The following is a 20,522-nucleotide window of genomic DNA, read 5'->3' on the forward strand; positions in this document are numbered from 1 at the left end:
ACCGGCTGCCCGTACGAGAACAGCACTGATCTGGTCGTGCCGGGGGAACTTTCAGCGGGAGAGGTACGCGGGCGGCACGGCGTCGGTCAGCCAGACGCCGTTGGCGCTGCGGTAGAAGATGTGGCCGGCCTCGGTCATGGCGGCGGTGTCGACGCGGAGGATGGCCACGTCGGGCGAGCGGCGGGAACCGACCCGGGTGGCGGTGGACGTGTCGGGTGACAGGTGGACGTGCGTGCGGCTGCGCGGGCGCAGGCCCTCGCGCATGATCGGCTCGAGGTTGGCGCTGGGTGTGCCGTGGTAGAGCACCGGCGGCGGGTCGGCGGGGATCAGGTCGAGGTCGACGTTGACCCGGCGGGAGTGGCCCTGGCTGGCGCGGATGCGGTCGTCCTCGATGGCGAAGCGGGACTTGTCGTTGCCGTCGACCACGGCCTCCAGTTCGGAGCGCGTGATGCCCAGGGCCGCGGTCAGCGTGTCGACCGGCACCCAGCCGTTGCGGTCCAGGGTGATGCCCACCGACTCGGGGCGGTGGCGCAGGACCATCGAGACGCGGCGGCTGAGGCGCACCTGATCGCGGGAGAGCGGGGCGCTCATCCGGTCAGCTCCATGACGGCAAGATAGTAGGGGTGGTCCTTGTCGTCGATCGATTTGAGCCGCCACCGGGTGCCGGCCAGCAGCGGCTCGAGTTCGGCGGGCGAGCAGACCAGGTAGTCGAACCAGTCGGTCGCCAGCAGGCGGTAGCGCAGCCGGAGCCGGAGCTGACCGCCGAGGCGGCCCCGTGACCGGTTGCGTTCGTGGTAGCCGAGGTGCACGGGGTCGGTGGTGCCGTACGGGTCGGTGCCCTGGGCGACGATCCGGGCCCCGGGGTTGGCCAGGGACGCCAGCGCGGCCAGCAGCACCGGCGCCCGGTCGGCGCCCTCGATCAGGCCCAGGTTGTTGCCGAGCAGCAGGAATGTGTCATAGCGGGCGGTCGCGCGGGCGTACTCGTCGACGGTGGTGACGACGGTGTCCCGCAGCCCGCGACGGCGCGCGACGGCGACGGCGCCGGGCGACGTGTCCAATCCGGTGACGGCGACGCCGCGGCGCTGGAGCTCGATGGCCACCCGGCCGGCGCCGCAGCCGATGTCGAGCACGTGGCCACGGCACAGGCGCAGGGCCCGGTGGTCGTGCGGCTGCCACTCGGCCGGCTCGGCCAGGTAGTGGTCGGCCGGCGCGCCGTTGATCAGGCCGTCGTCCCGCTCGATCACCTCGATCACGGGCCGGGGCACGCGTCCACCGGCCAGGGGGCGGGGGCCGATGCCGGTACGGACCGCGTACGCGTCCGTGACCATGTCGCCGAACACGTCGCCGATCGGGGGCTGATCCACTCCGCTTACTCTTTAGCCATGGCGACGCTGGAGCAAATCGGCGCGGCGAAATACGCGCTGCTCACCACGTTCCGCAAGGACGGGAGTGCGGTCGGCACGCCGCTCTGGGTGATGCCGGACGGCGCGGAGATCGCCTTCTGGACGCCGAAGAGCACGCACAAGGTGAAGCGGATCCGCAACAACCCCCGGGTCACCGTGCAGGCGTGCGATTTCCGCGGCAACACCACCGGCGACGTGGTCGAGGGTCAGGCCCGGTTCGGCACCAGGGAGGACCGCAAGCGTGTGTCGGCGGAGCTGGGGCGGAAGTATGGCCTGTTCGGCCGGCTGTCCCTGATCGGGAGCCGGATCCGCCGCGGCGCCGAGGGCACCGTGATCATTCTGGTGCACCCGGGAACGTAGAAGGGGCGATCGCCTTCCCCAGCGTTCGCCCCTTGCAACGATCTTCGTCGACGCGGTGTCAGTCGCCTTGACGCTGCGTGGGAATCTGTCCCTGCAGCAGGGCGCGAACCTCCGACTCCCGATAACGACGGTGGCCGCCCAGCGTTCGAATAGCGCTGAGCTTGCCGGCCTTCGCCCACCGGGTGACGGTCTTCGGGTCGACTCGGAACATCGACGCCACCTCGGCCGGCGTTAGTAGCGGCTCTGGGTCGTGCGTACGCGATGCCATCGGTCACTCCTCCACAGGTACCTAAACGACATCGGCCGGGGTCCCGCCGGCCGGTGCGTCTCTCATGGTCCGGCTAGTCCCCGATGTCCGACATGGCCCGAACGGCTGAACGTCCCTAGATAGACGGTTGAAGCTTGTCCGATTTTTCCGTGTTTTCTACGCCAGATAGTGTGCCGTTTGGTCTGATTATCACGCTTCGGCAGCGGCTGATCACGAAGAGTGTTCGCCTTGGGAGCGTTCCCAGCGTCGTCATTTAGCGCCATTTTGGCTGCTCAATTGCATCGTTCCAGAAGCTGGACGGCCCGCCATCGCGCCACGATCTTCTCGTATGCCTCAGTAGCCGCATCGGCGTCGCCTCGGGACAGGGCAGAAAGTCCGGCTGCTACCAATCCGGGTGAATCGTCCTGGGCCAGATCGTCCTCCGGAAGGAGACTGGTCAAACCGCCATAATCCAGCTCCACGACCGACCGCGGATGGAACTCCTCGAGCCACTTGGTGCCCTCTTCCACCGCCTCGGTGATCGGGGCGTCGCCCAGCGACTTGCGCAGCACCGAGACGGCCCGGTGGGCGCGCCGCCGCGCCTTGGAGATCTCGGTGCGGTAGCGCAGGGTGCGGCGGTTGCCGTCCAGCACGATCTCGCGCTCGTCCAGGTCGACGAAGACGAACCAGCGCAGTGGCACGCCCCAGGTGGCGATCTGCTCGTGCACCCGTGGCACGCCGTGCTCCAGCACCTTGGCGCCGCTGCGCCAGTCATCCACGATCGCCTTGGCCTGGCCGGCCAGCACCGGCGGCACGAACGCGTCGGCCAGCACCGACGGCACACCGTCCCGGGCGTTCAGGGCCGCCTCGGCCACCCGCAGGCGCAGGTTCCAGGGGCAGACCAGCAGGGTGTCCGCCCACTCCAGCACGTACGCCTCGTCGGGCAGGTCGGGCAACCGGGTCCAGCCCGCGCCCAGCGCTTCGAGCACGGCCGTGCGCTGCTTGACCGGTCCTTCGGCCAGGCCCAGGGCGCGACCCTCCCGCGCGTACCGGCGCCAGTAAACCTGCCGGTCGCGGTCGAAGGCGGTCAGCGGCTCGTAAACCCGCAGGTACGACGCGAACAGTGACGGCACGCCGCGATCCTTTCACGCAAACCGCCGCACTGACGAGAGGCGCACAAGGTCATAGAGTCGGTCGTGAGGCCTGCACCACCCCGCGGGGCCGCCAAGCAAGCGACCCCACAAGGGTCCACATCCCGAGGAGCATCACATGGGCGTGTTCCACACCGAGGGCACCGACGCCACCGGTCACGAACAGGTCGTCTTCTGCCAGGACCGGCAATCCGGCCTGAAGGCGGTCATCGGCATCTACTCCACCGCGCTCGGTCCGGCCCTCGGCGGGACCAGGTTCTATCCGTACGCCAGCGAGGACGACGCGGTCGCCGATGTGTTGCAGCTGTCCCGGGCCATGGCCTACAAGAACGCGCTGGCCGGGCTCGACCTCGGCGGCGGCAAGGCGGTCATCTGGGGTGACCCGGCCGAGCTGAAGAGCGAGGCGCTACTGCGGGCGTACGGCCGGTTCGTCGAGTCGCTCAACGGTCGGTACTACACCGCCTGCGACGTCGGCACCTACGTCCCGGACATGGACCTGATCGCCCGCGAGACCCGGTACGTCACCGGCCGCAGCGTCGAGCACGGTGGCGCCGGCGACTCGTCGGTGCTCACCGCGTGGGGCGTCTTCCAGGGCATGCGGGCCGCGGCCGAGCACACCTGGGGCAGCCCGACGCTGGCCGGCCGCCGGGTCGGCATCGCCGGGCTGGGCAAGGTCGGCAAGTATCTGGCCGGTCATCTGATCGAGGACGGCGCCGCGGTGGTGGCCACCGACGTCAGCGAGGCGGCGCAGGAGTGGGCGCGGACGACGTACCCCCAGATCGATCTGATGGCCGACACCACAGCGCTGATCACGTCGGAGATCGACGTGTACGCCCCGTGCGCCCTGGGTGGCGCGCTGGACGACGAGACCGTGCCGCTGCTGCGGGCCGAGGTCGTGACCGGCGGGGCGAACAACCAGCTCGCCCACCCCGGCATCGAGAAGCTGCTCGAGGAGCGCGGCATCCTCTACACGCCGGACTACGTGGTGAACGCCGGCGGTGTGATCCAGGTCGCCGACGAGATCGAGGGCTTCAATTTCGAGCGGGCGAAACTGCGCGCCACCGGCATCTTCCAGACCACGCGCCGCATCCTCGAGCTCGCCCGGAACGAGGGTGTGCCACCGGCCCTGGCCGCGGATCGGCTCGCCGAGCGTCGCATGACCGAGGTCGGCAGGTTGCGCAGCGTCTATCTCCGCTGAGACACGCCGCGACGCGCGGTCGTGTCTCACACAACCCGAGGTGCCGAAGGCGGCATCATCCATGTACCGTAAGACCCACGAGAGATGCCTGACGTCATCGGGGCCCGCCTTCGGGCTGCCCCGAATTCTGTGCGAGGGGGTCGAGCCATGGGGCGCGGCCGTGCTAAGGCCAAGCAGACGAAGGTGGCCCGGGAGTTGAAGTACCACTCCCCGAACACCGACCTCACCGCCTTGCAGCGCGAGTTGGCGGGTGCTGGTGGCAAGTCCGACCATCACCTCGACGACGACAACGACGAGTTCGTTGACGACGACGAGGACCATGATGATGCGGACGACCAGGAAGACCGCTGGTCGCCTTCGAGGCGTTGACGGTTGAACCCGGATCGCACAGACGAGAGCACGCGGCTGACCGCGTGCTCCCCTGTGTGATCGGTCAATCGAGCATCCCGTTCTCCACCGGTAACAGGAAACCCCACGCGGGTCATCTCGCGTGGGGTTCCGGTGCCGCCCTTCAGCGTGGCCGGTTGTTCCAGTTGTAGAACGTGGGGATGTTCTCGAAGTGGTTCCAGGCGCACACTGCCGTGCCGCCATCCTGAGCTTCTTCCTGCGCACTTTCGGCCCGTTGGTGCCGGGCCGCCTCGGCCTCGGCCAGCAGCGCGGTCAGGCCGCTGCCGGCGTCCCGGACGCGGGCCGTCACGGGATCGTCGGCCACGCGGTCGGGCTGCACGCCGTCAGACTGCGGTGGGCTCGTGATCTCGGGCATGGTCCAGGACCCCTTCCAAGAGGCGGATCTTGCTGTTCCGGCAGTGATCGGTTTCCGTCACGTCGAACCGGCCGTGCTCGAAGTAGCGGTTGGCGGCGTGGGCGCCCCCACAGAAGCCGAAGTACGGGCAGGTGCGGCGGCATGCCTCCACCCCCTCCAGGAATTCGGCGATCCACGGCGTGCCCGCCGCGCCGGCCAGAATCTGTGCCAGCGGGGTGGTGAGCACGTTGCCGCTGGTGAAGTCGCCGTACCGAGGGTCGTGGAAGCCGGCCAGCTCGGGCGAGAGCAGCACCACCGAGCCGTCGTGCGCGACCGTCGGGATCGGGTCGAGCCGGCGTGGCAGCACGGCGTCCGCGTTGCCGTCCAGCACGGCCGCGGCGTAGCGCAGCGACCACTCGATCTCGCGCAGGTGGATCCGCGGGTCGCGGCGCCAGGCGGCGACCAGCTCCGACCAGAACGCGGTGACGTCGGCGGCCGGGTGCCGGTTGGTGCGCTCGTTCACGCCCTCCTGCTCCTCGACGTTGATGCCGAGGACCTCGCAGCCCAGGTCGAGGAAGTAGTCGTACAGCTCGGTGGCCAGGCCCGGCTCGGGGCGCCCGACGACGCACAGGGCGGAGAACGGGATGTCGCGCCGGCGCAGTACGCGGATGCCACGCGCGATGCGGTCGTAGGCCGGACGGTGACCGCGGGTGACGCGCTCGCCGTTACGGTGCTCGGGGCCGTCGACGCTGACGCTCACCCGTACGTCATGGGCCTGGAAGAAGTCGCACCAGGCGTCGTCGATCAACGTCGCGTTGGTCTGGATGTGGTGCTCGACCGCCGGACCGAACGGCGCGAACAGCGCGGCCAGGTGGTCCCGGCCCGCGGCCAGCGGCTCACCGCCATGCCAGACGATCGAGAAGCGCTGGGTACGCGACCACGGCGCGACCGCCTCGGCCACGGCGGCCGCGACGGCCACCGGCATCCGCTTGTCGTCCTTGCGGAACGGCAGGTAGCAGTAGGCGCAGTCGAGGTTGCAGAGGGTCGTGGGCTGCATGACGACATAGCTGGGCGTGGCGGAAACGCCCTTCATCCCACTCCACGCCATAGCCCACCCCCGGCAACATCGACCAAGGCCAGGCTAAGTCGCCTCGTCCAGGCAGGGAAGATCGGCGGTACCGACAAATCGACAACCGCAGATCATTTCCCGATCTTTCCGGCGGTGTCCGACCTCACAAGAATCGGATGCGACTAACCGGAGTGACAAGAATCAGCCCCGGGTGTACTGGCCCACCATCTGCACCTGGCCGGTGCCGTCGATGATCTCGCCGACCTGCCACGCCTCGATGCCGCGGCCGGTGAGATAGGCCATCGCGCGGTCGGCGTCGTCGGAGGACACCACGGTGAACATGCCCACGCCCATGTTGAACGTGGCCTCCATCTCGTGGTCCTCGATGCGGCCCTTCGCCTGGATCAGGTCGAAGATCGGCTGCGGGCGCCACGAGGCGCGGTCGACCACCGCGTCCACGTGCTCGGGCAGGACCCGGACCAGGTTGCCCGGGATGCCGCCGCCGGTGACGTGGGAGAACGCGCGTACGTCGGTCTCCTCGATCAGGCCGAGGCAGTCCTTCGCGTAGATCTTGGTCGGGGTCAGCAGTTCCTCGCCGAGCGTGCGCTGCGAGCCGAAGTCGTCGACCACCGAGTCGAGCCGCATCCGGCCGGCGCCCAGCAGCACGTGCCGGACCAGCGAGTAGCCGTTGCTGTGCAGGCCGGACGAGCGCATGGCGATCACCGCGTCGCCGATCTCGACCCGCTCGCGGCCGAGGATCTCGCTCTCTTCCACCACACCGACGCCGGTCGCGGAGACGTCGTACTCATCCGGGCGCAGCACGCCGGGGTGTTCCGCGGTCTCGCCGCCGAGCAGCGCGCAGCCGGCGTACCGGCAGCCGTCCGCGATGCCCGCGCCGATCTCGGCCACCTTGTCCGGCACGACCTCGCCGCAGGCGATGTAGTCGAGCAGGAAAAGCGGCTCGGCGCCGCACGCGACCAGGTCGTCGACCACCATCGCGACCAGGTCGATGCCGATCGTGTCGTGGATGTCGAGCTGCTGGGCGATGACCAGCTTGGTTCCCACGCCGTCGGTCGACGAGGCCAGGATCGGGCTCTTGTACTTGGCGGTGTTCAGCCGGAAGAGGCCGGCGAAGCCACCGAGGTCACCCATCACCTCGGGGCGGGTGGTCCGCTTCACCTTCGACTTGAGCAGCTCGACCGCGCGGTCGCCGGCGTGGATCGAGACGCCGGCGTCCGCGTAGGTCACCGTGCGCTTGCGCCCGCCGCGGCCGGAGTTGGCCGTCCAAGGCGTGTGTTCCGACCCCTCGGCGCCGTTCGAGCCGGCACTGCTGCGCTCGGACACGTGCGTCACGGTAATCCCCTTAAGGCTGTGCTACCTGCTGCTGAAGTTTGAGTGTCTTACGGACGCTGCAGCGCGTCGACCACAGAATCGCGCGGGTCGTACTCGGCCTCGAGCTCGGCGACCGCCGCTTCCTGGTCGTCGGGGATCGAGGCGCGCTTACCGACCCCCTCCAGCACGTGCTTGCCGATCAGGTTGCCGGCCGGCAGCTCGATCGGGTAAACCCCGTCGAAGCAGGCCATGCACAGCCGCGACTTGGGCTGCTCGGTCGACGAGATCAGCGCGTCCAGCGAAACGTAGCCCAGCGAGTCGGCGCCGATCGAGCGCCGGATGCCCTCGAGTTCCAGGCCGTTGGCGATCAGCTCGGCCCGGGTGGCGAAGTCGATGCCGTAGAAACAGGGCCACTTCACCGGCGGGGACGAGATGCGTACGTGCACCTCGAGCGCCCCGGCCTCACGGAGCATACGCACCTGGGCACGCTGAGTGTTGCCGCGCACGATCGAGTCGTCGATCACCACGATCCGCTTGCCGCGGACCACCTCGCGCAGCGGGTTCAGCTTCAGCCGGATGCCTAGCTGGCGGATCGTCTGCGAGGGCTGGATGAAGGTGCGGCCCACGTACGCGTTCTTCATGAAACCCGCGCTGTACGGGATGCCGGACTCCTCGGCGTACCCGATCGCGGCCGGGATGCCCGATTCCGGGACGCCGATCACCACGTCGGCCTCGACCGGATGTTCCCGGAACAGGCGACGGCCCACATCGACGCGGGCCGAGTACATGTTGCGGCCGGCGATCGTGGTGTCGGGACGGGCGAGGTAGACGTACTCGAAAAGACAGCCCTTGGGCTCGGGCGCGGCGAACCGCGACGAGCGCAGGCCGTGCTCGTCGATCGCCAGGATCTCGCCCGGCTCCACCTCGCGGACGAAGCTGGCGCCGACGATGTCGAGTGCCGCGGTCTCGCTGGCGATCGCCCAGCCGCGGTACATCCGGCCCAGGACCAGCGGCCGGACACCCTGCGCGTCGCGGGCGGCGTACAGCGTGCCCTCGTCCATGAAGACGAAGCTGAACGCGCCCCGCAGACGCGGGAGCACCTCCATGGCCGCGGCCTCGACCGAGAGGTCGGGCTTGGCCGCCAGGAGAGCGGTCACCAGAGCGGTGTCGGACGTGTGGCCCGGGTCGAGCTCGATACCGAGGTCGGCCACCTCACGCGCCAGCTCGGCCGTGTTGACCAAGTTGCCGTTGTGGGCCAGCGCGATCGTCGTGCCGGCCGTGGTCGCGCGGATCGTCGGCTGTGCGTTCTCCCAGTTCGACCCGCCGGTCGTGGAGTAACGCGCGTGTCCGATGGCCAGGTGGCCCTTGAGGCTGGCGAGGGTCGGCTCGTCGAAGACCTGCGACACGAGGCCGAGGTCTTTGTACACAACCACACCCGAACCGTCACTCACCGCAATGCCGGCGGCCTCCTGGCCGCGGTGCTGGAGTGCGAAGAGCCCGAAATATGTGAGCTTGGCAACCTCTTCCTCGGGAGCCCAGACCCCGAAGACGCCACAGGCATCTTGCGGGCCACGCTCCTGGGGGTCGAGATCGTTGGTCAATCGGCCGTCGCCTCGGGGCACAGACTTTGCTCCCTCGTGCAGATCCGCTTATTCGCCACTGAGTGTACGCGAGGCGCCAGGGCCCGGCCCGGGTCAGCCGTACCCGTCACCAGCTTCGTCGAAGCCTCGTCACGGCTGTGTCACGGGCTTTCCACCGGCAGGAACTCGCTGAGGTCGGTCCGGATGCCGCTCGCGTGGATCTTGCCGGTGGCGACGGCATCCGCCCAGCTCAGGCGTCCGGTGGCGACGAGCAGCCAGGTCATCGGGTCGGTTTCGACCACATTGGGCGGTGTGCCGCGGGTGTGCCTGGGACCGGGAACACACTGAATCGCGCCGAACGGCGGAACCCGGACCTCGACCGATCGGCCCGGCGCGTCTCGCGCCAGCGCCGCCAGCAGGGCTCGGACGGCGTCGCGCAGCACCGTACGGTCGGGTTGGTCGCCGCGATCCAGCGCGTCCAACGCGCTCCGGACGGACTCGGAATTATTGTGCGCAGGGGACACGTCGGGACGATACGACTCGTAACCGAGAGAAGTCCCGGCGGCCCTGGGTCGCGCAATGTACCCGCGACAGGGCATAGTGGCCGACGGTGTAAATCGTCGCCGGATCTACCGGACCTCAACAGGCGGCCGGAGAACCGTGCGACCGGGAGAGGTGGTGGACGTGACGACGCACCTACGAGGCCGAGCGGCCCAGGCCGGTGCGTTATTGGCGCTGGTCGGCGGCATGATCGCGGCGACCGCCTCACCCGCTCTGGCGGCTGGGCTGGAGGCTCAGATCGACAGCGTCCAGACGGAGGTCGAGTCGGGCAAGCAGGTCCAGCTGCGCTACACCGTGCGCAACACCGATGAGATCGATGTGCCCGGCCAGAACAACCAGGTCCGGGTCACCGTCAACAGCGGCGGCATGCAGTGCGGCGGCTGCTCCAACTCGGTCACCCTCAAGGCGGGTAAGGAAGAGTCGCTCACCTCGACGCTGACCGCACCCGACGTGCCCGCCGGGCAGACCCGCACCTTCCGCGTGCAGATCCTGCTGAACAACCGCGCGTCCGGCGCCGCCGAGGAAATCCAGGTCACCGGGCCCGACAAGCCGCAGAACGTGCGGCAGGTCTCCGGCCGGATCAAGGACGACAAGGGCAAGCGGATCAGCGGCGCCCAGGTGATCATGCAGGACAGCGCCGCTCACCGGTACGAGACCACCAGCAACGGCGACGGCGGGTTCGCCTTCAGCTCGTCCGACAACAAGCCGATCGCGCTGGGCACGATCACCGTCGGGGCCGGCAAGGACGGCTACGACCCGGCCACCGTGAACGTGCAGGGCGGCGCGAACAAGACGGTCACGGTCAACCTGACGCTGCCGATCAAGGCCGGCGCCAGCCCGTCCGCGACGCCGTCGGCCACCGAGGAGGCCAGCGCTCCCGCCGATGACGAGGCCACCGACGAAGCGACCGACGACGCCAGCACGCCCCCGCTGAACGCCGACAAGACGGCCGGCGACGACGGCAACGGATCACTGCTCTTCATCATCCTGGGCGGCCTGCTCGTCGCGGCCGGTGTCGGCGCGATCGTGCTGGTCCTGATGCGCCGCCGGAACAGCGGTGGCGGCGACGACAGCGACCCGGACGGCGTGCCCGGTGGTCCCGGTCCCGGCCCGGCGGGTCGCGGCGGGGCGTACGGCAACGACGCCACCCGCGTGGCGGCGCCGGTCGGCGCCCGGGGCGCGGACGCGACAATGGTGGCCGGCGCCGGCGGGATGGCCGACGCGCCGACCGTGCTCCAGCGCGCGGTGCCGCCGGAGGACGAGTTCCCCGACCCCTACGGTGTGCCCGCTCAGCAGACCGGGTACGCCGGCACCGGCGGCGCGCAGCCGTACGGTTCGCCGACGCAGACCTACGGCGCGGCGGCGGCTCCGGCCCAGGGCGGCGGGTACGACGAGCAGTACTACGACGACGGCCAGGCGGCCGGTGGTGGCGGCTACTACGGTGGCCAGCCGCAGCCGGCGCCGCAGCAGCGCTACGACGAGCCGACCGGCATGTACCAGCCGGCCGACTACGCCGACGACTACCAGCAGGCGCCGCCGGGCGCTGGGGGCGCGGCGTACGGGCCGGGCGGGGCTCCACAGCAGCAGTACGGGTCGTGGGACGACGGGGCCCAGGCCGGTGGCAACTACGGCGCCGCGCCCGGCAACGGGTACGACGCCGGCTACGACAACGGGTACGACCCGCGCGGCGCCGGCGCCAATTACGACGCCGGGTACGACAACGGCTACGACCCGCGTGGCGCGGCTGCTGGTGGCGCTCCGGCCGGCGGCGGCACCTACGGTGGTGCGGGTGGCGGCGGATACCAGCAGCCGCAGCAGCCGCAGCAGGCGTACGACGGCGGCTACGACAACGGGTACGACTCCGGTGGCGGCTACGACCAGCGCGGCGGGTACGACCAGGGCGGTGCCCAGGGTGGTGGCCAGGGCGGCTACTACGGTGCCGACCAAGGACAGGGTGGACGGCGTGGTGGGCCGCCTCGGCAGGGGCCGCCGGCGCCGGAAGAGCCCGCTCGTCCGGGTCAGCGGCGGCTGCCGTGGATGGACGACTGAGCAAGCCTGAGTGACGTGAAGGCCGGATCCCCGGGTTGGGGGTCCGGCCTTTTTGCCGCGCTGAGAATGCTGGAAATGGCGACGCCGCCCTCCGATGGAGGGCGGCGCTTGATTGACCGAAGCGCCGCCCTTTTGTCGCGAAGGGCGGCGCTGTGATCGCTACTTGACGTCGGCGGTGGGGAAGTTGTCCGGCGGGGTGGGTGGCTGGGTCTTGGTCCCCTCGGTGGGGACCTGAGCCGTGCCGGTGGCCACCTCGTCGGTCTCGGCCGGCTGCTCGTCGGCGGCGGAAGAAGGGGCCGCGGCGGGAAGGTCCGACTCGGCGAGAACGCCGGCCGGGTCCTTGGCCGCCTGGGACTCGAAGGTGCTGCCGTCCGCGGACTCCTCGACCAACGTCGGCTCGTCGACCGGAGCCGAGCCGGCGGCCGGGTCGTCGGGAGCGTCATCGCCCGACGTCGAGGCGTCGGACGACACGGCAGCCGGCTGGTCGCCCGCCGGGGCCGAGGATCCTTCCGGGCCCGATGAATCCGCCGGCACCGAATAGTCGGCCCCGGCCGAGGCGTCGGTGGCAGCAGTGGCGGCCGGGACGCCGGCAGCGGTCGTAGCGTCGGTTGCCGCCGGGGCGTCGAGCTCCGGGTGAGCGGCGTGTTCCGGGTCGCCGAGGCGGTTGACCAGTTCGGCCGTGCCGCCGAAGAGCCTGGGCAGCGTCTCGGTGTGGGCGGCGCGCAGCTCGTCGAGCTCGATGGTGAACTGGTCGACGATCTCCAGGACCGGCTCGTTCGAGGTGGCGCCGATCGCGGTACACGGCACCCCGAACTCGCGGGCCGCCGCCACGAACGCCTTGTCGTGACCACGCGGCACCGCCACCAGCACCCGGCCGGCCGACTCGCTGAACAGCCAGACGAACGCCGGGTGTTCCTCGGACAGCGTCACCCGCGCGCCGATGTTGCGGCGCAGGCAGCTCTCGGCCAGGACCTGGGACAGGCCACCGTCGGACAGGTCGTGGGCGGCGCTCACGTGGCCGGCCCGGGACGCCCGCGCCAGCAGCTTGCCGAGCGCCTGCTCGTGGGCCAGGTCGACCTGTGGCGGGCGACCGCCCAGGTGCGAGTGTTCCACCCAGGCCCACTCCGAGCCGCTCAGCTCACAGCGGGTCTCGCCGAGCAGGAAGAGCAGGTCACCCTCGGCGGTCGGCGGCGGCGGGAAGCCCATCGGGGTACGCCGGGCGACGTCGTCGAGGATGCCCAGCACACCGACCACCGGCGTCGGGTGGATGGCGGCCGCGCCGGTCTGGTTGTAGAAGCTGACGTTGCCGCCGGTGACCGGGATGCCCAGCTGGAGGCAGCCGTCGGCCAGGCCGCGGACCGCCTCGGCGAACTGCCACATGACGGCCGGGTCTTCCGGCGAGCCGAAGTTGAGGCAGTCGGTGACCGCGGCCGGCTCGGCGCCGGTGACCACCACGTTGCGGTACGCCTCGGCCAGCGCGAGCTTGGCCCCCTCGTACGGATCGAGCCGGGCGTATCGGCCGTTGCCGTCGACCGACAGGGCCACGCCGAGCCCGGTGCGTTCGTCGATGCGCAGCACGCCGGAGTCTTCCGGCTGGGCCAGCACCGTGTTGCCGAGCACGTAGCGGTCGTACTGTTCGGTGACCCAGGTCTTGTCGCAGAGGTTCGGTGACGCCACCATCCGCAGCACCGTGGCCCGCAGCTCGTCGGCCGTGGTCGGCCGGGGCAGCGTCTCGGCCCGGTCGGCCTGCAGCAGGATCAGGTCGGCGGGTTCGCGGATCGGCCGGGCGTAGACCGGGCCGTCGTCGGCCAGCGAACCGGGCGGGACGTCGACGACCAGGTGATCGTTCCAGGTGATGACCAGCCGGCCGGGTACGCCGTTCTCTTCGCTCGGGGTGACCTCGCCGATCGCGGTGGCCCAGACGCCCCACTTCTCGGCGACCGCCAGCACCCGCTCGAGCATCTCGGGCGCCACGATCAGCAGCATCCGCTCCTGGGACTCGCTGGCCAGGATCTCGGTGGGCGACATGGACGCCTCACGCAGCGGTACCCGCTCGAGGTAGACCCGCATGCCGGTGCCGGCCGCCGCCGCGGTCTCGGTGAGCGCGCAGGTCAGGCCGGCGCCGCCGAGGTCCTGGATGCCGACGACCAGACCGGCGTCGTACAGCTCCAGACAGGACTCGATCAGCAGCTTCTCCATGAACGGGTCGCCCACCTGAACCGACGGGCGACGCGTCTCGGCGCCCTCGTCGAAGGTGGCCGACGCCAGCACGGACACGCCGCCGATGCCGTCGCGGCCGGTTCGCGCGCCGAGCAGCACGACGATGTTGCCGACGCCGGCCGCCTCTTTGTGTTGCAGGCGCTCGACCGGCAGCACGCCGATGCTCAGGGCGTTGACCAGCGGGTTGCCCTGGTACGTCGGGTCGAAGACGATCTCGCCGCCGATGTTGGGCAGGCCCAGGCAGTTGCCGTAGCCGCCGATGCCGCCGACCACGCCGGGCAGCACCCGGGCGGTGTCGGGGTGGTCGGCCGCGCCGAAGCGCAGCGGGTCCATCACCGCGATCGGGCGGGCGCCCATCGCCAGAATGTCCCGGACGATGCCGCCGACGCCGGTGGCCGCACCCTGATAGGGCTCGACGAAGCTGGGGTGGTTGTGCGACTCGACCTTGAAGGTCACCGCGAGCTCGTCGGAGATCTGCACGACGCCGGCGTTCTCGCCGATGCCGGCCAGCATGCGGGTGTTCTTCGGCGTCTTCTCACCGAACTGGCGCAGGTGCACCTTGCTCGACTTGTAGGAGCAGTGCTCGCTCCACATGATCGAGTACATGGCCAGCTCGGAGGCCGTGGGACGGCGGCCGAGGATCTGGCGGATGCGGTCGTACTCGTCGTCCTTGAGACCGAGGTCGGTGTGGGGCTGGAGCTCCTCGGGGGTGTCCCGCGCCCGCTCGACGGTGTCGGGGCCGTCACCGAAGGAGTTGATGAGGACATCGGTGGCGGCGAACCCCGACTGTTGCTGGGTCGTCATCGGTCTTGTCCCCCTGCGAGCTGACCGCCCGCGGTCGCCCCGGCCAGGGCCCGCAGGACGGAGGTGAAGAAGCCGAGGCCGTCCAGGGACGGGCCGGTCAGCGCCTCCACGGCGTGTTCCGGGTGGGGCATGATGCCGACCACGTTGCCGGCCTCGTTGGTGATCGCGGCGATGTCGCGCTGCGAGCCGTTCGGGTTGCCACGGGTGTATCGCGCCACCACGCGGCCGTCCGCCTCGAGCTGGTCGAGGGTGTGCTCGTCGGCGACGTAGCAGCCCTCGCCGTTCTTGACCGGGATCAGGATCTCTTGCCCGGCGGTGAAGGCGTTGGTCCAGGCGGTCGAGGCGGACTCGACGCGCAGGAACTGGTCGCGGTTGCGGAAGTGCAGGTGTTGGTTGCGGGTCAGCGCGCCGGGCAGCAGATGGGCCTCGCAGAGGATCTGGAACCCGTTGCAGATGCCCAGGACCGGTAGGCCGCCGCGGGCGGCGTCGGCCAGCGTCTCCATCACCGGGGCGAACCGGGCGATCGCCCCGCAGCGCAGGGCGTCGCCGTAGGAGAAGCCGCCCGGCAGGACGACCGCGTCGACGCCGTGCAGGCCGGCGTCGCCGTGCCAGAGCCGGACCACCTCGGCGCCGGCGATGCGCGCCGCGCGGGCCGCGTCCCCGTCGTCGAGCGAGCCGGGGAAGGTGACCACACCGATACGCATGGTCACGCGACCTCGGCGGGAGCGGACTCGTCCACGATCGAGATGTGGAAGTCTTCGATCACCGGGTTGGCGAGCAGCTTGTCGGCGATCTCACGGGCGGTGTCGAGGTCGGGTTCCTCGGCGAACTCGATCTCGATCCGGCGACCGATCCGGACTGAGGACACACTGTTGACGCCGAGCCGAGGCAGCGCGTTCGCGACCGCCTGGCCCTGCGGATCCAAGATCTCCGGCTTGAGCATGACGTCGACGACGACGCGAGCCACGGGCACTCCTGACTGTGTAGGTGCGCAGTTTGGGTGTGCCCCTGATAAGGGGCGAGCAGCCGAAAGCCTACCCTGTCGGCCTCGCGGCCGGTCGGTCGGCAGGTGTCGACCAGCCGACCCGAAACGCCCTGACCTGCGCGCTCGCCCGGGACGGCCACGACCGGTGTGATGATCGCCAAATCAGGGCGGTCATCACACCGTGATAGGTGTCAATTGAGTTCTAGGCAGGCTCGTTACTGGCAAGTACGTTCCGAGGGACCCCTACCCCCGAAGAAGGAGCCCCGGAATGCGCCCCCGCATCCTCGTCGCTTCGCTGGCCGCCGCGCTCACCAGCGCGTTCGCCATCCCCTCGGCCGCCATCGCGGCCGTCGACCCGGTCACGCCCCAGATCATCGGGGGCGGCACCGTCGCCTCCGCGCCCTGGGCCGCCGCCGTGTTCAGCAACGGCAGCTTCACCTGCTCCGGCACGATCATCTCGGCCAACTACGTGCTCACCGCCCGGCACTGCATCAGCGGCTCGATGTCGGTCCGGGTCGGCAGCGTGAACCGCGGCTCGGGTGGCGTCACGCGTACGGTCTCCTCCACCTCGACCCGCAGCGACCTGGCCCTGATGCGGCTGAGCAGCTCGATCTCCACCACCTACATGCCGCTGAGCAGCGCGTACCCGCCGGTGGGCTCGACGAACTCGATCTACGGCTGGGGCATGACCTGCTACTCGGGCTGTGATGCGTCGTCGGTGCTGAAGACCGCGAGCGTGCGGGTGACCAGCACCAACCAGTCCGACGCGTACGGCGGCCGGGCGATCGGCAGCACCCGGGTCAACGGCAACGCCTGGCGTGGCGACTCGGGTGGCCCGCAGGTCTACAACGGCGCCCAGGTCGGCGTCGCGAGCACCGCCGACGGCACCGCCAACCAGTACTACGGCAGCGTCGCGTACAACCGGGCCTGGATCACCCAGGTCTCCGGGGTCTAGAAGAAAGCTCCGCCGGGGCAGGGTGTGACCCACGATCCGCCCGGTCCCGGCGGCATCACAGGATCGGCGCCGGCCGGTATTCAGCTGCCGCCGGATGTGCCTCGACGATCGACGCGATCCGGGAGGCGACGGTCTTCACCTGTGCATGCGCCGCACCGGTGAAGGCCGTCCGATCCGCCACCAGCGCGTCGATCTCGTCCCGGGAGAGCTGCAGCCGCCCGTCGTCGGCCAGCCGGTCGAACAGGTCGTTGCCGGCCGCGCCCTTCTCGCGCATGGCCAGCGCCACCGCGACCGCGTGCTGCTTGATCACCTCGTGGGCCGTCTCTCGCCCGACACCCTTGCGCACCGAGCCCACCAGGATCTTGGTGGTGGCCAGGAACGGCAGGAAGCGGTCGAGCTCGCGGGCGATCACCGCGGGGTACGCCCCGAACTCGTCGAGCACGGTCAGGAGGGTCTGGAACAGGCCGTCGGTGGCGAAGAACGCGTCGGGCAGAGCCACCCGGCGAACCACCGAACAGGACACATCGCCCTCGTTCCACTGGTCGCCGGCCAGCTCACCGACCATCGACAGGTAGCCGCGGACGATCACGGCCAGCCCGTTGACCCGTTCCGACGAGCGCGTGTTCATCTTGTGCGGCATCGCCGACGAGCCCACCTGGCCCGGCTTGAAGCCCTCGGTGACCAGTTCCTGCCCGACCATCAGCCGGATCGTGGTGGCCAGCGACGACGGACCGGCCACGACCTGGGCCAGGGCCGACACCACGTCGAAGTCGAGCGAGCGCGGATAGACCTGGCCGACCGAGCTGAGCACCCGCTCGAAGCCCAGGTGCTGCGCGACGCTGGCCTCCAGCGAGGCCAGCGCGGCCGGGTCGCCGTCGAGCAGGTCGAGCTGGTCGGCGGCGGTGCCGACCGGACCCTTCAGGCCGCGGAGGGGGTAACGCGCGATCAGATCATCGAGCCGCTCGTACGCGATGAGCAGCTCTTCGGCCGCCGAGGCGAAACGTTTCCCGAGCGTGGTGGCCTGGGCCGCGACGTTGTGCGACCGGCCGGTGATGATCTGGTCGCGGTGTTCGACGGCCAGCGCGGACAGCCGGGCCAGCGTGGCCACGACCCGCTCGCGGATCAGCTCGAGCGAGGCCCGGATCTGCAGCTGTTCGACGTTCTCGGTCAGGTCGCGGGAGGTCATTCCCTTGTGCACCTGCTCGAAGCCGGCGAGCTCGCTGAACTCTTCGATCCGTGCCTTCACGTCGTGGCGGGTGACCCGCTCGCGCCCCGCGATGCTCGCCAGGTCGACCTGGTCGAGCACCCTCTCGTACGCCTCGATCGCGCCCTCGGGCATCTCGACGCCCAGCTCGCCCTGCGCGCGCAGCACCGCCACCCAGAGCCGGCGCTCCATCCGCACCTTCTCCTCCGGCGACCAGAGGGCGACGAGGTCGGCGGACGCGTACCGGGCGGCGAGCACATCGGGGATGATCACGCGACGGATTCTTTCACGGTGGACGGCCCGGGCTCTCCGAGCGCGTGTTCCAGGTGACGAACGTCGCGGCTGCACAGCATGCCGACCACCGCGAGCAGGGTCAGCGCGCACAGCCCGACCAGAGTGGTCTCGATGCCGAAGGCCTCGGCGAACGGCCCGACCGCGACCTGGCCGATGGGCACCGCGAGCAACGAGCCGAGCATGTCGTAGGAGTAGACCCGGGCCAGTTTGTCGCCCGGCACGTGCTCCTGCATCGTGGTCTCCCAGGCGATCCCGAACTGCTCGATCGTCACCCCGGCGATGAAGCCGGCCGCGAGCATCAGCGGGAACACCGGGTGCACGCCGAGGACGAACATCTGCAGACCGACGAACGCCGTCGCCACCACGCCGAAGTAGAGCAGCCGTCGGACCCGCAGGCGCATGGCGATCACCGCGCCGATGATCATCCCGGCCGTCTCCGCGGCGAGCACGAAGCCCCAGCGCTCGCGCCCGAAGGTGTCGTCGGCGACCGCCGGTCCGAGCACACCGAGGCCGCCGGCCAGGGCCGCGTTCACCACACAGAACCCGGCCACGACGGCCCACAGCCAGGTGCGGGAACGGAACTCGACCCAGCCCGTACGCAGATCGCGGAAGATGTTCTGCCTCTCGGCGACCGGGGCGGGCTCGGCGCGCGGCAGTTTGATCAGCCCGTAGAAGATGGCCGCGAGCAGGAAGGTGAGCGCGTCGACGGCGATGCCCCAGCCCGGGCCGGCCGCGGCGGCGATGATGCCACCGATCGGCGCACCCAGGATGTTGGCGGCGTTGAAGAACAGCCGCCCGACCGCGTTGGCCTGCTGACGGAGTTCGGGCGGGACGAGTTGCGGGACGAGGGCCGAGGAGGTCGGCCAGGAGAGCGCGCCGACCATGCCGTTGAACGCGCTGAGCCCGATCAGCAACGGGATGGTGGCCGTGCCGGTGAGGACCAGCGCGGCCACGATCGCCTGGCTGGCGAACGCGGCCAGCGACGAGCCGACCAGCAGGAGGTTCTTGGGCAGCCGGTCGGCGAGGACGCCGCCGAAGAGGACGAACAGGACGTTGACCAGCGTCCGCGCGCCGACCACGAGACCGAGGTCGCGGGGTGAGCCGCTGATGTCGAGAACGGCGAAGGCCAGGGCGATCGGGGCGATGCTGTTGCCGAACGCGCTGGTCACCCGGCCGCCCAGCCAGGTGCGGTAGCCGGCCAGCTTCAACGGGCCGAGCGACTCCCGGATCATGCTTCGGCCTCCATCTCGAACATCGCCACCGTGGTCGAGGTGCGGATGGTTCCGGGCGCACGCGGTGGCTTCGCCGCGAGATGCAGCTCGATCATCAGCTCGGCGATCGACTCCTTGATGCGCTTCCAGCCGGCCGGGTCGATCCAGAGCTCGGCGTCGGCCATCACCTTGGGGCCGTCCCACTTGGCCGCGGTTGTCCGCCGGCTCAGCTCGTTGGCCGCGGTGGTGAAGAGCATCCGATTGCCGTCCGGCGTCTTCGGCAGGCCGCGGTCCTCGCTGGCGAGGTAGCGGTAGCGCTTGGCCACGCCGCCGCGGATCTTCTCCTCGCCGGCCAGCGCGATCATGCCGCCGGCATGCAGGTTGCGCAGGTGGTAGCTGGCGTTGGCGTGGGTCAGGCCGAGTTCACGGGCGACCTCGGCGGCGGTCAGCGACGCGCCGGTCAGTAAGGACATGATCCGCAGGCGTACGGGATGGGCCATCGCGCGGAGCGCGGCTTTGTCGTCCTCTTCCCCCAAAGACATGTTGGGGAGTGTGGCACAACGGCGGGTCGACTGTCCAACGCTTCTTTGGGGGTCGGCAGACTGCGCGGAAATGGCGCGTTCTCGCTAGGGTTACTGGCGAGTAGCGACAGCGATGATCCCGAAAGGTCCGCAACCATGACTGAGTTCACTCCGGAGTCCCTGGCGGCCCTCGGCCCGAAGGAGTTCGCCACGCTGGTCAAGGCCACCCCGGACGCACAGATCGCCGAGGTGATGGGCGGCGAGAACCGCAACAAGATCCTCGACGAGATCTTCAACCGGATGCCCACGCTCTTCCGCGCCGACCGGGCCGGCAGCACCCAGGCGGTGATCCACTGGATCATCACCGGTGGGGCCGGGGGCAGCAGCGACACCTACGAGACGGTGATCGAGAACGGCGCCTGCACGGTCACCAACCAGCCGGCCCGCGAGCCCAAGCTGGCCATGACCATGGACCCGATGACGTTCCTCAAGGTCGTCTCGGGCGACGGCAACCCGATGATGATGTTCATGACCGGCAAGATCAAGGCGAAGGGTGACCTCGCCCTGGCCGCCCAGGTCGCCAAGCTCTTCGACATCCCCAAGGCCTGACCTCCGCCTTGGTCCGACGGGCGTCCC

Annotated in this window: 20 protein-coding genes and 1 pseudogene; 6 read left to right on the plus strand and 15 right to left on the minus strand. The window is 70.1% G+C overall.

What is annotated here, in order from left to right; all coding sequences use genetic code 11:
• Positions 1-51: 51 nt before the first annotated feature.
• Together AB0O15_RS00120 and AB0O15_RS00125 are read right to left on the minus strand one after the other, a co-directional pair.
• Positions 52-591 (minus strand): RNA 2'-phosphotransferase, encoded by a 540-nt coding sequence (locus AB0O15_RS00120; RefSeq protein ID WP_364311886.1) that lies wholly within the window; start codon positions 589-591, stop codon positions 52-54.
• Complete coding sequence (locus AB0O15_RS00125; RefSeq protein WP_364316896.1) at positions 588-1,328, minus strand: methyltransferase domain-containing protein; 741 nt, start codon at positions 1,326-1,328, stop codon at positions 588-590. The genes AB0O15_RS00120 and AB0O15_RS00125 overlap by 4 nt, the downstream gene beginning before the upstream one ends.
• Positions 1,329-1,382: 54 nt before the next feature.
• Here AB0O15_RS00125 and AB0O15_RS00130 point away from each other — a divergent pair, with 54 nt between their 5' ends.
• Positions 1,383-1,763, plus strand: coding sequence for a PPOX class F420-dependent oxidoreductase (locus tag AB0O15_RS00130; protein WP_364311888.1), 381 nt, complete (start codon positions 1,383-1,385; stop codon positions 1,761-1,763).
• A 58-nt stretch (positions 1,764-1,821) separates the two neighbouring features.
• On the opposite strand, the gene AB0O15_RS00135 is transcribed toward AB0O15_RS00130, so the two are convergent.
• Entirely contained in the window at positions 1,822-2,031 is a 210-nt protein-coding gene (locus AB0O15_RS00135; RefSeq protein WP_014687221.1) for a BldC family transcriptional regulator, read from the minus strand.
• Between the two features lie 272 nt (positions 2,032-2,303).
• On the minus strand, positions 2,304-3,143 hold the full coding sequence (locus AB0O15_RS00140; protein ID WP_364311890.1) for a hypothetical protein: 840 nt from the start codon (positions 3,141-3,143) through the stop codon (positions 2,304-2,306).
• Between the two features lie 136 nt (positions 3,144-3,279).
• Here AB0O15_RS00140 and AB0O15_RS00145 point away from each other — a divergent pair, with 136 nt between their 5' ends.
• Positions 3,280-4,359 (plus strand): Glu/Leu/Phe/Val dehydrogenase dimerization domain-containing protein, encoded by a 1,080-nt coding sequence (locus AB0O15_RS00145; RefSeq protein ID WP_364311893.1) that lies wholly within the window; start codon positions 3,280-3,282, stop codon positions 4,357-4,359.
• 147 nt (positions 4,360-4,506) lie between these two features.
• Complete coding sequence (locus AB0O15_RS00150; protein ID WP_364311896.1) at positions 4,507-4,728, plus strand: DUF3073 domain-containing protein; 222 nt, start codon at positions 4,507-4,509, stop codon at positions 4,726-4,728.
• Between the two features lie 142 nt (positions 4,729-4,870).
• Here AB0O15_RS00150 and amcA read toward each other — a convergent pair whose 3' ends face one another.
• The 5 genes from amcA to AB0O15_RS00175 all read right to left on the minus strand — a co-directional run bounded on the left by amcA (position 4,871) and on the right by AB0O15_RS00175 (position 9,606).
• Complete coding sequence (gene amcA / locus AB0O15_RS00155) at positions 4,871-5,122, minus strand: multiple cyclophane-containing RiPP AmcA (protein ID WP_364311898.1); 252 nt, start codon at positions 5,120-5,122, stop codon at positions 4,871-4,873.
• Positions 5,091-6,194 (minus strand): cyclophane-forming radical SAM peptide maturase AmcB, encoded by a 1,104-nt coding sequence (gene amcB, locus AB0O15_RS00160; RefSeq protein ID WP_364311901.1) that lies wholly within the window; start codon positions 6,192-6,194, stop codon positions 5,091-5,093. The genes amcA and amcB overlap by 32 nt, the downstream gene beginning before the upstream one ends.
• 177 nt (positions 6,195-6,371) lie before the next feature.
• Positions 6,372-7,523, minus strand: a complete 1,152-nt coding sequence (purM, locus tag AB0O15_RS00165; RefSeq protein ID WP_364311904.1) for a phosphoribosylformylglycinamidine cyclo-ligase — start codon at positions 7,521-7,523, stop codon at positions 6,372-6,374.
• 47 nt (positions 7,524-7,570) lie between these two features.
• Positions 7,571-9,124, minus strand: coding sequence for an amidophosphoribosyltransferase (gene purF, locus AB0O15_RS00170; RefSeq protein WP_364311907.1), 1,554 nt, complete (start codon positions 9,122-9,124; stop codon positions 7,571-7,573).
• 119 nt (positions 9,125-9,243) lie between these two features.
• Positions 9,244-9,606 (minus strand): sterol carrier family protein, encoded by a 363-nt coding sequence (locus AB0O15_RS00175; protein WP_364311909.1) that lies wholly within the window; start codon positions 9,604-9,606, stop codon positions 9,244-9,246.
• A 160-nt stretch (positions 9,607-9,766) separates the two neighbouring features.
• Between AB0O15_RS00175 and AB0O15_RS00180 the strand changes: the two genes are divergently transcribed.
• The gene (locus tag AB0O15_RS00180) at positions 9,767-11,692 is read left to right on the plus strand and encodes a carboxypeptidase-like regulatory domain-containing protein (protein WP_364311912.1); all 1,926 of its coding nucleotides are present in this window, start codon (positions 9,767-9,769) and stop codon (positions 11,690-11,692) included.
• A 681-nt stretch (positions 11,693-12,373) separates the two neighbouring features.
• Here the strand turns inward: AB0O15_RS00180 and purL are convergent.
• The 3 genes and pseudogenes from purL to purS form a co-directional block, all read right to left on the minus strand.
• Positions 12,374-14,716, minus strand: a pseudogene (gene purL, locus AB0O15_RS00185) (phosphoribosylformylglycinamidine synthase subunit PurL); the annotation flags it as partial.
• Complete coding sequence (gene purQ / locus AB0O15_RS00190; RefSeq protein WP_364311915.1) at positions 14,713-15,426, minus strand: phosphoribosylformylglycinamidine synthase subunit PurQ; 714 nt, start codon at positions 15,424-15,426, stop codon at positions 14,713-14,715. The pseudogene purL and the gene purQ, both read right to left, overlap by 4 nt.
• On the minus strand, positions 15,423-15,683 hold the full coding sequence (gene purS, locus AB0O15_RS00195) for a phosphoribosylformylglycinamidine synthase subunit PurS (protein WP_364311918.1): 261 nt from the start codon (positions 15,681-15,683) through the stop codon (positions 15,423-15,425). Before purS ends, purQ begins: the two co-directional genes overlap by 4 nt.
• Before the next feature lie 286 nt (positions 15,684-15,969).
• On the opposite strand from purS, the gene AB0O15_RS00200 reads away from it, so the two are divergent.
• Positions 15,970-16,656, plus strand: a complete 687-nt coding sequence (locus AB0O15_RS00200; RefSeq protein WP_364311920.1) for a trypsin-like serine protease — start codon at positions 15,970-15,972, stop codon at positions 16,654-16,656.
• A 55-nt stretch (positions 16,657-16,711) separates the two neighbouring features.
• Here AB0O15_RS00200 and purB read toward each other — a convergent pair whose 3' ends face one another.
• From purB to AB0O15_RS00215, 3 genes are read right to left on the minus strand one after another with little or no spacing between them, the layout of a single operon-like run.
• Positions 16,712-18,133 (minus strand): adenylosuccinate lyase, encoded by a 1,422-nt coding sequence (gene purB / locus AB0O15_RS00205; RefSeq protein WP_364311923.1) that lies wholly within the window; start codon positions 18,131-18,133, stop codon positions 16,712-16,714.
• A complete protein-coding gene (locus AB0O15_RS00210) occupies positions 18,130-19,386 on the minus strand; it encodes an MFS transporter (protein WP_364311926.1) in 1,257 nt (418 codons plus the stop codon). Before AB0O15_RS00210 ends, purB begins: the two co-directional genes overlap by 4 nt.
• Positions 19,383-19,907: a helix-turn-helix domain-containing protein gene (locus AB0O15_RS00215; protein WP_364311929.1), complete on the minus strand. Its 525-nt coding sequence runs from the start codon at positions 19,905-19,907 to the stop codon at positions 19,383-19,385. Before AB0O15_RS00215 ends, AB0O15_RS00210 begins: the two co-directional genes overlap by 4 nt.
• 135 nt (positions 19,908-20,042) lie before the next feature.
• Here AB0O15_RS00215 and AB0O15_RS00220 point away from each other — a divergent pair, with 135 nt between their 5' ends.
• On the plus strand, positions 20,043-20,495 hold the full coding sequence (locus AB0O15_RS00220) for an SCP2 sterol-binding domain-containing protein (RefSeq protein ID WP_364311931.1): 453 nt from the start codon (positions 20,043-20,045) through the stop codon (positions 20,493-20,495).
• Positions 20,496-20,522 lie beyond the last annotated feature (27 nt).

It is taken from the genome of Actinoplanes sp. NPDC089786 (assembly GCF_040684855.1).
Lineage (GTDB): Bacteria > Actinomycetota > Actinomycetes > Mycobacteriales > Micromonosporaceae > Actinoplanes.